We start from the raw sequence: 14651 nt of genomic DNA, 5'->3' as shown, positions 1-14651 counted from the left end.
GCACCAGACCACGACGCCGACGACAGGACAACGACGTGAGCCCGACCTCCCCCCAGCAGCTGGACATCGATCTCGGCCCGACCGGCCGGCCGATGCCGGAGCTCCCGGAGCCGGCCGCGCTCGACTCCCACGGGCCGGCCCGGATCATCTCGATGGTCAACCAGAAGGGCGGGGTCGGGAAGACCACGAGCGTCATCAACCTCGGCGCGGCCCTCGCGGAGCTCGGCCGCAAGGTGCTGCTGGTGGACCTCGACCCCCAGGGCGCGCTCAGCGCCGGCCTGGGCGTGAACCCCTACGACCTCGACGTGACCGTCTACAACCTGCTCATGGAGCGGGGCCACGACGTGCGCACGGTCATCCAGGAGACCGACACCGAGGATCTCGACGTGCTCCCGGCGAACATCGACCTCTCCGCCGCCGAGGTCACCCTCGTCAACGAGGTCGCCCGCGAGATGGCGCTGGCCCGCGTGCTGCGCCCCGTGGCCGACGACTACGACGTGATCATCATCGACTGCCAGCCCTCGCTGGGCCTGCTCACCGTCAACGCCCTCGCCGCGAGCCACGGCGTGATCATCCCGCTGGAGGCCGAGTACTTCGCGCTGCGCGGCGTGGCGCTGCTGGTGGAGACGATCGAGAAGGTGCAGGACCGCATCAACCCCCGCCTCGAGCTCGACGGCATCCTGATCACGATGTTCGACCCGCGCACGCTGCACGCCCGCGAGGTGTGCCAGCGCGTGGTCGAGGCGTTCCCCGACAAGGTCTTCCACACCACCATCAACCGCACCGTGAAGTTCCCCGACGCCTCCGTCGCCGCGGAGCCGATCATCTCCTTCGCCACCTCGAACAAGGGCGCCGCCGCCTACCGGCAGCTCGCACGCGAGCTGATCTCGCGCGGCGCCGCGGCCTGATGGCCGGGCAGCGGCCGCGCCGCGGCAGCGGCGGAGGAGCGGGACGCGGCGGCGCGGGGAAGCCGGCCCGCCGGCGCAGCGCCTTCACCCCGCCCAAACAGGTCCGGCTGCGCGACGACGAGGGCACGCGCCTGCCCGCGGCGGACGGCGAGGAGCCCGAGGTCCACCGCGAGGACGGCGAGCGTCTGCAGAAGGTGCTCGCCCGCGCCGGCTTCGGCTCCCGCCGCGCCTGCGAGGCGCTGATCTCGTCCGGACGGGTCCGCGTGGACGGCGCCGTCGTCCACGAGCAGGGCGTGCGCATCGACCCCGCGTCCCAGGTGGTCCACGTCGACGGGCGCCGGCTCCAGCTCGACGACGCGAAGCTCACCGTCGTGCTGAACAAGCCCCGCCGCGTCGTCTCCGCGATGAGCGACCCCGAGGGCCGTCGCGACCTCACCGAGTTCACCGCCGCCTACTCCCAGCGTCTCTACCACGTGGGCCGCCTGGACTACGAGACCGAGGGGCTGCTGCTGCTGACAAACGACGGCGAGCTCGCCCATCGGCTGACCCACCCCAGCTTCGAGGTCGACAAGACCTACGTGTGCCGCTTCGACGCGCCGGGCGGCCCGCCGCGCGGGCTCGTGAAGGCGCTGCGGGAGGGCGTCGAGCTCGAGGACGGCCCGGCCCGCGCCGACCGCGCCCGGGTGCTCGCCCAGGACGGCCGCGAGGCCGTGGTCGAGGTGACCCTGCACGAGGGGCGCAACCGGATCGTGCGCCGCATGTTCGCCTCCCAGGGCTTCGAGCTCACCGCGCTGGTCCGCACGCGGATCGGTCCCGTGCTGCTCGGCGAGCTCGCCCCGGGCGAGACCCGCGAGCTCACCGATCGCGAGCTCGGCACCCTGATGGCGGAGGTCGGGCTGTGAGGACCCTCGTCCCCTCGCCCGTGCGGATCATCGGCACCGGGCTGATCGGTGGCTCCCTCGGCATGGCGCTGCGCCGCGCCGGGGTGCAGGTCCAGGTCGAGGACGTCTCCCCGGGCACCGCCGCCCTCGCGGTCGAGCTCGGCGTGGGGGAGCTGCCCGCCGCCGGGGACCGCCACCCGGAGCTCGTGCTCGTCGCCGCACCTCCCGACGTCGCCGCGTCCCTCGTCGACGGGGCGCTGCGCCGCTGGCCGGACGCGCTGGTCGCCGATGTCGCGAGTGTGAAGACCACCGTCCTCGAGGGACTGCGCCGCCTCGCCCGGCCCGAGGACCTGCCGCGCTACATCGGCGCCCACCCGATGGCGGGCCGCGAGGTCTCCGGCGTGATCGCCGCCCGCGCCGACCTGTTCCAGGGCCGGCCCTTCGTCGTCGTCCCCCACGAGGAGACGCTCCCCGACGCGGTCAGCGTGCTGAAGGGCCTGGCGACGGAGATCGGCTCCGTGCCGATCGTGCTGGACGCCGCGGCGCACGACACCGCCGTCGCGCACGTCTCCCATGTGCCGCAGGTGATCTCGAGCCTGCTGGCCACGACCCTGCTGGAGCCCTCCGAGCAGGCGCTGGGCCTGGCCGGGCAGGGGCTGCGGGACACGACCCGGATCGCGGACTCCGATCCGCGGCTCTGGGTCGAGATCCTCGGCGCGAACGCCGGCGCCGTCGGCGAGGTGCTCTCCTCCGTCGCCGACCGCCTGGAGGCGGTGCGCGGGGCGCTCGCGACCCTCGAGGGGGACCCCGACCCCGGCACCGGGTCCCGACGCGCCCTGGCCGACCTGATCGCCGAGGGCAATCGCGGCGTGCGCCGCATCCCGGGCAAGCACGGCGGGGCGACCGACGCCTTCACGACCCTCGTGGTGCTGGTGCCGGACAGGCCCGGCGAGCTCGCGCGCCTGCTCACCGAGATCGGGCAGATCGGCGTGAACCTCGAGGACCTCCGCCTCGAGCACGAGCTGGGACGCGAGGTCGGCCTCGCCCACGTCGCGATCGACGCCGCCCGTGAGGACCTGCTCACGCGGGAGCTCACGGTGCGCGGCTGGAGGGTCGCAGGGGCCTGAGCGCCCCGTATCCTTCTGGAATGCACACCAGCGCGCCGCACGACCCCGCCGAGGGCATCACCATCGCGATCGACGGCCCGGCCGGCTCCGGGAAGTCGACCGTCTCCCGCCTCGTCGCCGAGGCGCTGGACGGAGGCTTCCTCGACACCGGCGCGATGTACCGGGCGATCGCCTGGGCCTGCCTCGAGGACGGCGTCGACCTCACCGACCGCGAGGCCGTCGCCCGCGTCGCCGAGGGGATCGACCTCGACCTCGGCACCGACCCGGCCGGGGCCACCGTGGTCGTCGCCGGCACCGACATCACCGCCGCGATCCGCGAGCAGCGCATCTCCCAGCAGGTCTCGGCCGTCGCGACCAACACCCTGGTGCGCCCGATCCTCCAGCGCCGCCAGCGCGAGGTGCTCTTCTCCACCGCCGCCGAGCGCGGCTTCTGCGTCGCCGAGGGCCGTGACACCACCACCGTCGTCGCCCCCGACGCCCGGGTGCGGGTGCTGCTGACCGCCTCGGACGAGGAGCGGATGCGCCGCCGCGCCGCGGAGCTCGGCCTCGAGGACACCGAGGAGACGCGCGAGCGCATGGCCGACCAGGTGCTGCGCCGCGACCGCGACGACTCCTCCGTCTCCGAGTTCCTCACCGCCGCCGAGGGCGTCGAGCAGATCGACACCACCGGCCTCGGCATCGAGGACGTCGTCGAGAAGGTGCTGATGCTGGTCGCGGCCGCGGAGGCCGCCGACGAGACCGCCGAGCACGGCCCGGCCGAACCCGCCCCCGTCGTGGTCGAGGCAGGGGCCGACGGCCCGAGCGACGAGGACATCGAGGCGGCGCTGCGCGCGGGCCTGTCCGACTACGAGCTCGACGAGGAGGACCTCGCCCTGCTCGGCGGCGGCGAGGAGGCGCAGCTGCAGCCCGAGGCGCGGCGGAACCTGCCCGTCGTCGCCGTGGTCGGCCGCCCCAACGTCGGCAAATCCACACTGGTCAACCGCATCCTCGGCCGCCGAGAGGCCGTCGTCGAGGACCGTCCCGGCGTGACCCGCGACCGCGTCTTCTACGAGGCGGAGTGGTCCGGCAAGGACTTCTGGCTCGTGGACACCGGCGGCTGGGAGGACAGGGTCCAGGGCATCGCCTATCGCGTCGCGGAGCAGGCCGAGGTCGCCGTCTCCCTCGCGGACGTGGTCATGTTCGTCGTCGATGCGAACGTCGGCATCACCACCACCGACGAGCAGCTGCTGAAAGTGCTGCGCAAGGCGCGGGTGCCGCTGGTGCTGGTCGCCAACAAGGTCGACGACCAGCGCGGCGAGCTCGAGGCCGCGGCGCTGTGGAACCTCGGCCTCGGCGAGCCCTACCCGGTCTCCGCCCTGCACGGCCGCGGCTCCGGCGACCTGCTGGACGCGGTCGTCGCCGCCATGCCGGAGGAGGGCCGGGGAGCGCCGGTCGACCACGGCCCGCGGCGCGTGGCCCTCGTCGGCCGCCCCAACGTCGGCAAGTCCTCGCTGCTGAACCGGCTCGCGAAGGAGCAGCGCGTCGTCGTCGACGACCTCGCCGGCACCACCCGCGACCCCGTGGACGAGAAGATCGTCCTCGGCGGCAAGGAGTGGACCTTCGTGGACACCGCGGGGATCCGCCGCCGCATCGCGCAGTCCCAGGGCGCGGACTACTACGCCTCGCTGCGCACGCACGCGGCGCTGGACCGCGCCGAGGTCGCCGTCGTGCTGCTGGAGGCCAACGAGCCGATCTCCACCCAGGACCTCAAGATCATCGACATGGTCCTGGAGTCCGGGCGCGCCCTCGTGCTCGCCTTCAACAAGTGGGACCTGCTGGACGAGGAGCGGCACAAGGCGCTGGAGCGGGAGATCGAGCGGGACCTCGGCCACGTCGCCTGGGCACCTCGCGTGAACATCTCCGCAGCCACCGGCCGCCACTCCGAGAAGCTCGTGCCGGCGCTCGAGAAGGCGCTCGAGTCCTGGGACCGCCGCATCCCGACGGGCCGGCTCAACGCCTTCCTGGGCCAGCTCGTCGCCGCGCACCCCCATCCACTGCGCGGAGGGAAGCAGTCCCGGATCCTCTTCGCGACGCAGGCCCGCACCCGTCCGCCGCGGTTCGTGGTCTTCGCCAGCGGCTTCCTCGAGCACGGCTACCGCCGCTTCATCGAGCGACGGCTGCGGGAGGACTTCGAGTTCACCGGCTCCCCGATCGTCATCGGCGTGCGGATCCGCGAGAAGCGCCGCCGCTGAGCGGCCCCGTCGAGCGGCGCCGTCGACGCCCCGTTCCCGCTGCGGCGGGGACGGGGCGCTGTCGTCGAGGGGGTCTGCGCCGAGTGCCCCGGGGGCCCAGCGCGCCGAGATGCAGGGCACCGCCGGCGGCACGTATCGTGGCGCCCATGAGCAACACCGGTGACGACGGCTCCTGGACCCCGCAGCACGACCCCTTCGCCCCGCAGGACCCCTCCGGGCAGCAGGCGCCCGGCGCAGGCCAGGACCCCTACGCCGCGCCGAGCGGCGGCCAGGATCCGTGGGCGCAGCCCCCGGCGGAGCAGCCCGCGCCGGCACAGGGCGCGCAGGACCCCTTCGCCGCCCCCGCGGGGCAGGACTCGTTCGGGCAGGCCGCCGCACAGGAGGCCCACGGCCAGCAGGATCCGTACGGCCAGCCGGGCGGCTCCGGCGACGCCTCGCCCTACGGCCAGGCCTCGCCCTACGGCCAGGCCTCGCCCTACGGCCAGGCCTCCCCGTACGGCCAGGCCTCGCCCTACGGCCAGCCGTCGCCCTACGGCCCCGCCTCCGGGGCGTCGGCCTCCGATCCCCACGCCGACGCCTCCGGCGAGGAGCGGTGGTCGCCCGCGACGGGATCCGCCGCCGATCCCTACGGCCAGGCGCCCGGCTCCGACCCCTACGGCCAGGCCTCCCCGTACGGACCGGGCACTCCCTATGGCGCCCCCGCGGGCGCCCAGGGCTTCCCTCAGGACGGCGCGCAGGGCGCCGCCCACGCCGCCCAGCCGGGTGCGGCGCCCGTGCAGGGCGAGGCGCAGAGCCGCGTGCTCGTCGGGGTCCTGGGGATCTTCTTCGGCGCCTTCGGCGTGCACCGCTTCCTCATGGGGTACACCGCCATCGGCCTGGTGCAGGTCCTGGTCACCGTGCTCAGCTGCTTCACGCTGTCCCCGATCACGACCATCTGGGGTCTCGTCGAGGGCATCATGGTCCTCGCCAAGTCCCCCTCCTTCGAGCGGGACGCCCATGGCCGCCCGCTGAGGGACTGATCCCACCCGTCCCGGAAGGACGCCCATGACGCTCCCGCCCGCTCCCGATCGCGGCTCGATCCAGACCAGTGCGATCCTGCTGATCGTGCTCGGCTTCCTGTGCGGAGGGTGGATCCCCACGATCTTCGGGATCATCGCCCTGGTGCAGATGGAGTCCGACCCCCGCTCCGCGCGCACCATGAACAAGGTGGGCTGGATCGTCTTCTGCGTGATCGTGGGGCTCGTGATCCTCGGGATCCTCGCCTACTTCGTGTTCGGCATCGCGATCCTGGGGATCTTCGGGATCGCCGCGAGCACCGGCTGAACCCGGGAACCGTCCCCGCCGTCGTCGTCCGCCGCGCCGCGGCCGCACCCCGCCGACCCCTTCCAGGAGGAGCATCATCGCCACCCCGGACTTCGTCCTCTCGCTGCGCGAGAGGATCGGCAACGAGCTGCTGTGGATGCCGGGCGTCACGGCCGTCGTCCTGAACCCCGCACGCACCCGCCTGCTCGTGGTGCGCCGCGCCGACGACGGCCGCTGGACCCCGGTCACCGGGATCGTCGACCCGGGGGAGGAGCCCGCCCGCGCCGCCGAGCGCGAGGTCGCCGAGGAGGCGGGCATCGCGTGCACCGCCCTGCGCCTGCTGGACATGCGCGCCCTGCCGGAGATCACCTACCCCAACGGGGACCGCGCCCAGTACCTCGACATCTGCTTCCTGTGCGAGGCCGACGACTCCCAGCGGCCCTTCCCGGCCGACGGGGAGAACACCGAGGCGCTCTGGTGCCCCGTCGAGGACCTGCCGCCGATGAACGACCGCTTCCGCGAGCAGCTCGCCCTCGCCCTCGAGGACCGGGCCGAGGCGAGGTTCCGCCGATGAGCACGGGCAACCCCCTCCCCGGCACGCGCGTGCGTATCCCGCTGACCGACCGGCCGGGAGACCACGCCGTGGTGCGGGTGATCGCCGCACCGCGCCGGGACCTCGCCCGCGCTGGACGGCTCAGCGAGGCGCTGCGCCCCTTCGCCGAGGCGCTGCTGGTCGACGTCCACGTGGGCGAGAAGCTCCTGCTGCCCGGCGCCTGGGTGCAGCACGAGGTGCTGCGGCGGGGCGAGCCCCTCGCGCCCGTCCCGGTCGCCGCCGCGGACCTGCGCCCGCCGGCCGTCATCGCCGGCACCCCCGAGCGGGCGGAGCTGCACTGGGGCGAGACGGTGTGGCCGCTCGACCTCGGCGGAGCGGTCGCGATCCCCGAGGCGGCCCGCGCCGACCCCCATCCGCTCTCCCGCCTGCGACGGCTGCTGCTGGTCGCCGCCGGACGCCGCGCGGAGATCGCGCTGACCCTCTGGCAGGCGCCCGACTTCGAGATCCCCTGGCAGGACGTGCGCCTCCTCCCGCGCGCCGCGTCCTGGTTCGAGCTCGCACAGGTCCCGGCCGGGATGCGCTACGCCGACGCGGAGCGCGCGCAGGGCGTCGGCCGCGCCCGCGGCTGAGGGCACCGCCGGGGAGGACGGGACAGGGGAGGGGAGGACGCAGGACGTGCGACGCGCCGGGGCGCACCGTCTTCCCGGCGTGACGGGTCTCACCCGCTACTCTCAGGGCCTGAGAGACGTCGACGAGGAGGTCTTCGTGGCCCCGACCCCTTCCCCACGGACAGGCACCGACCGCCGGTCCTTCCTGCGCTTCACCGCGGGTGCCGCCGCCCTGCTGCCGCTGGCCTCGCTGGCCGGCTGCTCCGGAGGAGGGCGTGACGCGGGCACCCTGCGCATCGCCTTCCAGCAGTTCGGCTCCAACACGATCAAGCAGGAGTGGATCGAGCGCGCCGCGGAGACGTTCTCCGCGCAGAACCCGGAGCTGGTGATCGACCTGGTGCCGATCGTCGCCTCGGAGAACGACTACTTCACCAAGAACGAGCTGCTGATGAGCTCCCCGAGGACCAGCCCGGACCTCGTCTACGAGGACTCCTTCATCCTCCTGTCCGACGTCGGGGCCGGATACCTCCAGCCCATGACCGACCTGGTCGAGGGCTGGGACCACTGGGACGACATCGCCGAGGCGTCCAAGCTGGCCGTCACCGGCGAGGACGGGGAGGTCTACGGGGTGCCGATCACCACCGACACCCGTGCGATCTGGTTCCACCGCGAGGTGTTCGAGCAGGCGGGCCTGCCCGCCGACTGGCAGCCCACCTCCTGGGAGGACATCCTCGAGGCGGCCCGCGCGATCAAGGACTCGGGCTCCGAGGCGATCCCGTTCTTCATGTTCGCCGGCACCCCGCAGGGCGAGAAGGCCTCGATGCAGGGCTTCGAGATGCTGCTGTACGGCACGGGCGACGGCACCGGCCTGTACGACGAGGACACGAAGAAGTGGGTGCTGGGCTCGCAGGGGTTCATCGACTCCCTCGCCTTCCTCAAGACCGTCGTGGACGAGGAGCTGACCGCCTCCCTCGGCCAGCTGCTGGACCCCAACATCTCCGAGCAGATCTACACCTCCCTGCTGCCCGACGCGAAGCTCGGCATGCTGATCGACGGCTCCTGGATCTCGCAGAACTGGACCGAGACCGCCGGCCGGCCCTGGCCCGAATGGCCCGAGGTGGTGGGGCTCGCGGACATGCCCACCCAGGACGGCGGCGGCACCGGCACCGTCACCCTCGCCGGCGGCTGGGGCCTGTCCATCCCGCAGTACGTCACCGACCGCGAGACGGCCTTCCGCTTCCTCGAGACGCTGGTCTCCACCGAGACCCTCGTGGACTACGCGATCGCGGACAACCACATCACCGTCCGCAACGACGTCGCCGAGGTGGAGGAGTACCTCAGCTACTCCCCGGCGGTCGAGTACTTCACGAACCTGTTGGACACCGCTTACTACCGGCCGGCGCTGCCCGCCTATCCGGAGGTCTCCTCCGCGCTCCAGGAAGCGATGGAGGCCGTGCTCACCGGGAGCGATCCCGAGGCGGCGGCCGCCGCCTACGACGCGACGGTGCGCGACATCGTCGGCCCCGAGAACGTGCAGGAGGCCCAGGGATGACCGCGACCGACACCACCACCCGCCCCGCCGCAGGGGCCGGCGCCCCGCGCCGCGGGGGCCGACGCACCCGGCTCGGGGACGGGCTCTCGCCGATGCGCGCCGTGCCGATGCTCCCGGCCGCGCTGCTGCTGCTCGGCTTCATGCTCGGCCCGATCCTGTACTCGCTCTACCTCGCCTTCACCGACAGCGCGATCCGCGGCGACGGCGCCTCCGACACGAGCTTCGTCGGCGTCCAGAACTTCACCGACGCCTTCGCCGACGGCGACTTCTGGAACTCGGTCGTCCTCACGCTGGTGTTCACGCTGGTCTCCGCGGTGCTGGGCCAGAACCTGCTCGGCATGGGCCTGGCCCTGCTGATGGAGCGCTCGCACCGCCTGGTCACCTTCGCGGTCACCTCGATCGTGATCGCCGCCTGGATCCTGCCCGAGGTGGTCGCCGGCTACCTGCTCTACACCTTCTTCGCCGACGCCGGCAGCCTCAACGCCATGCTCACCGCGATCGGTCTGCCCGGGCAGGACCTGCTGTTCAGCGCCCCGATCATCGCGGTCTCCTTCGCGAACATCTGGCGCGGCGCGGCGTTCTCGATGCTGGTCTACTCCGCGGCGCTGAGCTCCGTGCCCGGGGACGTGTACGAGTCCGCGGCGCTGGACGGCGCCGGGCCCGTGCGCCGCTTCGTCTCGGTGACCGTGCCGCTGCTGCGGCCCGCGATCGCGACGAACCTGATGCTGACCACCCTGCAGACCCTGTCCGTCTTCGGACTGATCTTCATCATGACCGGCGGCGGCCCCGCCCGGCAGAGCCAGACCCTGCCGCTGTACATGTACGAGCAGGCGTTCTCCTACGGGCAGCTCGGCTACGGCACCGCCGTCGCGCTGCTGCTCCTGCTGATCGGGGCGCTGGCCTCGATCGCCTACCTGCGCCTGCTGCCCGAGGAGGACAAGCGATGACCGCCGCTCCCACGACCACGACGGCCCCGGCGGACGGCGCGTCGGCCGCTCGTCCCGCCCCCCGGAAGGGACGCTCCCGCGCCGCCGGCACGAAGCTCGCCAGCAACCTCGTCATGGCCGCGATCGGCATCGCGTTCCTGGTGCCGCTGCTGTGGGTGGTGCTGGCCTCCTTCGACACCGAGGCCTCGCTGTCGGTGGCCTGGCCGCAGCGCTGGAGCCTGGACAACTACGCGGCGATCTGGAACGAGGAGACGACCTTCCGGCCGCTGGGGAACTCGCTGATCCTGTGCGGCGGCGCGACGATCCTCACCATGGTCTCCGCGGTGCTGTGCGCCTATCCGCTCTCCCGCTACCGCTTCCGTGCCAAGCGGCCGCTGCTGCTGACGATCATCTTCTCGACCGGGCTGCCGATCACCGCGATCATGATCCCGGTCTACTCGATGTTCGTGCAGGTCAACCTCATCGACTCGATGGGCGGGGCGATCCTGTTCCTCGGGGCGAGCTCCCTGCCCTACGCCATCTTCCTCACCAAGGGGTTCATGGACGGGGTGCCGCTGGAGATCGAGGAGTCCGCGTGGACCGAGGGGGCGGGGGTGCTGCGCACCCTGTGGTCGGTGGTGCTGCCGCTGATGCGCTCGGGACTGTCGGTGGCGACGATCTTCACCTTCGTCTCGATGTGGGGGAACTTCTTCGTCCCCTTCATGCTGCTGCTGAGCCCGGACAAGCTCCCCGCCGCGGTGACGCTGTACACCTTCTCCTCCCAGTACGGGCAGGTCGCCTACGGCCAGCTCGCCGCGTTCTCGATCTTCTACTCGTTGCCGGTGGTGGTGCTGTACCTGTTCCTGGGCCGCAACCTCGGCCAGGGCTTCGCCGCCGCGGGCGGTGTGAAGGGCTGAACCGGCCCGGTCCGGGACCGACCGGGCGTTCGGTCCTCGGCGGACCGGGCCGGTGGTGGGTAGCGTGGACGTCCCGCATTCGTCCCACCGACCCAGGAGGCTCCCGTGACCGATCAGGACCCGCGCCATGACCGCGTGCACTCCCGAGTGGCTGAGCGCGCCGAGCAGCTCTCGACCTCCGGAGGCGAGCCGGCCTTCTCCCCGCAGGACCAGGAGCCGCCCGGACTGACAGGGCCGATGAGCCCCGTGCCCGATCACGGCGAGCGCAGCTACGTCGGACACGCACGACTCGAGGGGATGGCCGCCCTGATCACCGGGGGTGATTCGGGCATCGGCCGGGCCGTCGCGATCGCCTACGCCCGCGAGGGCGCCGACGTGGCGATCGCTTACCTCCCCGAGGAGCAGGAGGACGCGGAGGAGACCCGGCGGTGGATCGAGGACGCCGGACGCCGTGCCCTGCTGCTGCCCGGCGATCTCCGCGACGAGGAGCATGCGCGCTCCATCGTTCGTCGAACTGTCGAGGAGCTCGGCCGTCTCGACGTGCTCGTGAACAACGCGGCCTTCCAGTGGGGCCGGGCCGAGCCGAAGGGCCTGGAGGGGATTGCCTCCGAACGGCTGCACCGCACCCTCACCACGAACCTCGAGGTGCTGTTCTGGCTCACCCAGGAGGCGGCCCCGCACCTCCGACCCGGAGCGAGCGTCATCAACTCCTCCTCGATCCAGAGCTACGACCCCTCCGTGCCGCTCATGGACTACGCCGCGACCAAGGCCGCGATCAACAACCTGACCGTCAACCTCGCTGCGGATCTCGGCCCCCGCGGCATCCGCGTCAACGCCGTGGCACCGGGCCCGATCTGGACCCCGCTGAACGTCGCGACGCGCGTGCCGGACGACTACGTCGCCTTCGGGGCGAACACGCCCCTGGGCCGTGCAGGGCAGCCCGCCGAGTGCGCAGGGGCGTACGTGTTCCTGGCCAGCCCCGAGGAGGCGAGCTACGTCTCCGGCACCGTGCTCGGGGTCACCGGAGGCCGCCCCGTGTTCTGAGCGGCGCGCCGCGCTTGACGGGGAGCCTCTATGCCTGTGAGGGTCATCACACCGGGCCGCACAGGACATGAGAGGCGATCTCAGCTCTCGCCCGGGCACGGAGATCGGATCGCCTCCTGGGCAGGAAGAGGTCTCCCATGGACACCGCCGTATTCGAGAACCACGAATCCGAGATCCGCGGCTACTGCCGCAACTACCCGACAGTCTTCGCCTCCGCCTCCGGCGCGCGCCAGGTCGACGAGGAAGGCCGCAGCTACATCGACTTCTTCGCCGGGGCCGGGGTGCTGAACTTCGGCCACAACCATCCCGCGATGAAGAAGGCGCTGATCGAGTTCCTCGAGGCCGACGGGGTCGCGCACTCGCTCGACACCTACACCACCACCAAGCGCGACTTCGTCGAGCGCTTCCACGAGGTGGTCCTCGCGCCCCGCGGCATGGACCACCGCCTGCAGTTCATGGGGCCGACGGGCTCGAACGCCGTGGAGGCCGCGATGAAGCTCGCCCGCGCCGCCACCGGCCGGCGCGAGATCGTCGCCTTCAGCCACGGCTTCCACGGCATGACCCTGGGCTCCCTCGCCGCGACCGCGAACGACGCCTTCCGCCGCTGGGCCGGGGTGCCGCTGGAGAACATCCTGCGCCTGCCCTTCGAGACCGCGCCCGGCGGGGACATGGCGCTGGTCGAGTACGCCGCGGCGCTGAAGGACCCCTCGAGCGGACTGCTGCCGCCGGCCGCCTTCCTCGTCGAGGTCGTGCAGGCCGAGGGCGGGGTGAACGTCGCGAGCCGCGAATGGCTCCACCAGGTCCAGGACCTCGCGCGCGAGCACGGGGCGCTGCTGATCATCGACGACATCCAGGCGGGGATCGGCCGCACCGGCAGCTACTTCTCCTTCGACGGGATGGGGCTGGACCCCGACATCATCACGCTCGCCAAGGGCCTGGGCGGATTCGGCACCCCGATCGCGATGAACCTCAACAAGCCCGAGGTGGACCGTCACTGGAGCCCCGGCGCCCACACCGGCACCTTCCGCGGCCAGGGCCTCTCCTTCGTCGCCGGGACGGTGGCGCTGGACTTCTTCACCGACGACGCCTTCCTCGAGGGGGTCCTCGAGAAGGGCGAGCAGATGCGCGCCCGCCTCCACACGATCGCCGACGCCCATCCGGACCGCGGCTGGGAGGTGCGCGGACGCGGCATGATGCAGGCCCTGGACACCGGCGACGGGGCCCTGAACGCGCGCCTGCAGCGGGAGTGCTTCGACCGCGGTCTGCTGTTCGGCCCCTGCGGCAGCGGCGGCCGGGTGATCAAGCTGATCCCGCCGCTGATCATCGAGCCGGACGACCTCGCCGAGGGCCTGGACATCCTCGAGACGGCGATCGCCGCCGTGCTGGAGGAGGCGTGATGCGCCGCCGCGGGGACATGACCTTCGCCCCCGAGGAGTACGAGCGCAGGATCCGGGAGCTCCGGGAGCGGATGGCGACGCGGGAGCTGAACGCGGTGATCATCAGCGACCCCGAGAACCTGATGTACCTCACCGACCATCAGACCACCGGGTACTCCTTCTTCCAGGCCCTGATCGTGCCGCTGGAGGCGGAGCCGGTGATGATCACGCGCGCGCTCGAGGAGTCCAACGTCGTCTCCCGCACCTGGCTCGAGCACTCCCGCGCCTATCCCGACTCGGGCGACGCGATCCTCGAGCTGGTCTCCACTCTGCGGGACCTGCGCCTGGCGGACTCCCGGGTGGGCTACGAGCGCAACAGCTACTACTTCCCCGCCCACCAGCAGGACCGCTTCCACGACGCCTTCGGCGAGGGCCTCGTGGACTGCTTCGGGATCGTCGAGGAGGGGCGGATCCGCAAGTCCCCGGCAGAGATCGAGGTGATGCAGCTGGCCGCCTACGCGGGGGAGGCCGGCATGGCCGCCGGCCTGCACACCGCCATGTCGGGCGCGACCGAGAACGAGGTCGCCGCCGCGATCAGCTCGGCGATGTTCCGCGCGGGCGGGGAGTTCCCGGCGGTGATGCCCTATGTCGCCTCCGGCCCCCGCTCGATGATCGGCCACTCCACCTGGGAGGGGCGCATGATCCGCCCCGGGGAGCACGTCTTCCTCGAGGTGGGCGGCTGCTACCGCCGCTATCACGCCGCGATGATGCGCACCGTCGTCAACGGCGCGCTCTCGGACTCGATGCGCTCCGCGCAGGACCTCATGAAGCACACCCTGGCGGAGCTGCGCTCGCTGATGAGGCCGGGGGTGACGGTCTCCGAGGTGGACCGGTTGACCCGACGGATGATCGAGAGCAACGACGTCGGCGCGAGCCTCGCCACCCGCGCCGGCTACTCGATCGGCATCGCCTTCCCGCCTTCCTGGGACGAGGGGTACATCCTCTCCCTCCTCGAGGGCGACGAGCGGCCGCTCGAGGAGGGGATGACCTTCCACCTCATCCCCTGGATGTGGGGCGTCGACGGGGACAAGACCGTCGGGATCTCCGACACCGTCCGGATCACCGCCGACGGCTGCGCCTCCTTCCTCACGCTCCCGGAGGACTTCACCGTCCACGAGAGCTCCGCCCGATCCTTCCCGGCCGCGGCCGGCACGCCCCGCCCCTGA

The 14651-nt window shown here is 72.4% G+C and carries 14 protein-coding genes; all 14 read left to right on the top strand.

All coding sequences use genetic code 11. From position 1 onward, the window contains the following. The first annotated feature begins 35 nt into the window (after nucleotides 1-35). The 14 genes from DEU31_RS09500 to doeA all read left to right on the top strand — a co-directional run bounded on the left by DEU31_RS09500 (nucleotide 36) and on the right by doeA (nucleotide 14651). Entirely contained in the window at nucleotides 36-908 is an 873-nt protein-coding gene (locus tag DEU31_RS09500; RefSeq protein WP_010551502.1) for an AAA family ATPase, read from the top strand. Further along, the gene (locus tag DEU31_RS09495) at nucleotides 908-1810 is read left to right on the top strand and encodes a pseudouridine synthase (protein ID WP_133676933.1); all 903 of its coding nucleotides are present in this window, start codon (nucleotides 908-910) and stop codon (nucleotides 1808-1810) included. Before DEU31_RS09500 ends, DEU31_RS09495 begins: the two co-directional genes overlap by 1 nt. Beyond that, nucleotides 1807-2916, top strand: coding sequence for a prephenate dehydrogenase (locus tag DEU31_RS09490; protein WP_133676932.1), 1110 nt, complete (start codon nucleotides 1807-1809; stop codon nucleotides 2914-2916). Before DEU31_RS09495 ends, DEU31_RS09490 begins: the two co-directional genes overlap by 4 nt. A gap of 20 nt (nucleotides 2917-2936) precedes the next feature. Continuing rightward, on the top strand, nucleotides 2937-5147 hold the full coding sequence (gene der / locus DEU31_RS09485) for a bifunctional cytidylate kinase/GTPase Der (RefSeq protein ID WP_133676931.1): 2211 nt from the start codon (nucleotides 2937-2939) through the stop codon (nucleotides 5145-5147). Nucleotides 5148-5293: 146 nt separating this feature from the next. After that, nucleotides 5294-6166: a TM2 domain-containing protein gene (locus tag DEU31_RS09480; RefSeq protein ID WP_133676930.1), complete on the top strand. Its 873-nt coding sequence runs from the start codon at nucleotides 5294-5296 to the stop codon at nucleotides 6164-6166. A gap of 25 nt (nucleotides 6167-6191) precedes the next feature. Further along, nucleotides 6192-6470 carry a PLDc N-terminal domain-containing protein gene (locus DEU31_RS09475; RefSeq protein ID WP_010551507.1) on the top strand — a complete coding sequence of 93 codons (279 nt, stop codon included), beginning with the start codon at nucleotides 6192-6194 and terminating at the stop codon, nucleotides 6468-6470. Between the two features lie 136 nt (nucleotides 6471-6606). Next, the gene (locus DEU31_RS09470; protein ID WP_082358564.1) at nucleotides 6607-7023 is read left to right on the top strand and encodes an NUDIX domain-containing protein; all 417 of its coding nucleotides are present in this window, start codon (nucleotides 6607-6609) and stop codon (nucleotides 7021-7023) included. Next, nucleotides 7020-7631, top strand: coding sequence for a hypothetical protein (locus DEU31_RS09465; RefSeq protein WP_010551509.1), 612 nt, complete (start codon nucleotides 7020-7022; stop codon nucleotides 7629-7631). The genes DEU31_RS09470 and DEU31_RS09465 overlap by 4 nt, the downstream gene beginning before the upstream one ends. A gap of 136 nt (nucleotides 7632-7767) precedes the next feature. After that, a complete protein-coding gene (locus tag DEU31_RS09460) occupies nucleotides 7768-9162 on the top strand; it encodes an extracellular solute-binding protein (protein WP_133676929.1) in 1395 nt (464 codons plus the stop codon). After that, nucleotides 9159-10109 (top strand): sugar ABC transporter permease, encoded by a 951-nt coding sequence (locus DEU31_RS09455; protein ID WP_133676928.1) that lies wholly within the window; start codon nucleotides 9159-9161, stop codon nucleotides 10107-10109. The genes DEU31_RS09460 and DEU31_RS09455 overlap by 4 nt, the downstream gene beginning before the upstream one ends. Further along, on the top strand, nucleotides 10106-11005 hold the full coding sequence (locus DEU31_RS09450) for a carbohydrate ABC transporter permease (RefSeq protein ID WP_062950967.1): 900 nt from the start codon (nucleotides 10106-10108) through the stop codon (nucleotides 11003-11005). The genes DEU31_RS09455 and DEU31_RS09450 overlap by 4 nt, the downstream gene beginning before the upstream one ends. 105 nt (nucleotides 11006-11110) lie before the next feature. Further along, nucleotides 11111-12049 carry an SDR family oxidoreductase gene (locus tag DEU31_RS09445; protein ID WP_133676927.1) on the top strand — a complete coding sequence of 313 codons (939 nt, stop codon included), beginning with the start codon at nucleotides 11111-11113 and terminating at the stop codon, nucleotides 12047-12049. A gap of 137 nt (nucleotides 12050-12186) precedes the next feature. Further along, nucleotides 12187-13446 carry an aspartate aminotransferase family protein gene (locus DEU31_RS09440; protein WP_133676926.1) on the top strand — a complete coding sequence of 420 codons (1260 nt, stop codon included), beginning with the start codon at nucleotides 12187-12189 and terminating at the stop codon, nucleotides 13444-13446. Next, nucleotides 13446-14651 (top strand): ectoine hydrolase, encoded by a 1206-nt coding sequence (gene doeA / locus DEU31_RS09435; protein ID WP_133676925.1) that lies wholly within the window; start codon nucleotides 13446-13448, stop codon nucleotides 14649-14651. The genes DEU31_RS09440 and doeA overlap by 1 nt, the downstream gene beginning before the upstream one ends.

Origin of the sequence: Brachybacterium sp. AG952, assembly GCF_004362645.1 — a bacterium.
Taxonomy (GTDB): domain Bacteria; phylum Actinomycetota; class Actinomycetes; order Actinomycetales; family Dermabacteraceae; genus Brachybacterium; species Brachybacterium conglomeratum.
The sequence above is the reverse complement of the archived record's forward strand: the minus strand, read 5'-3'. Positions and strand labels throughout refer to the sequence as shown.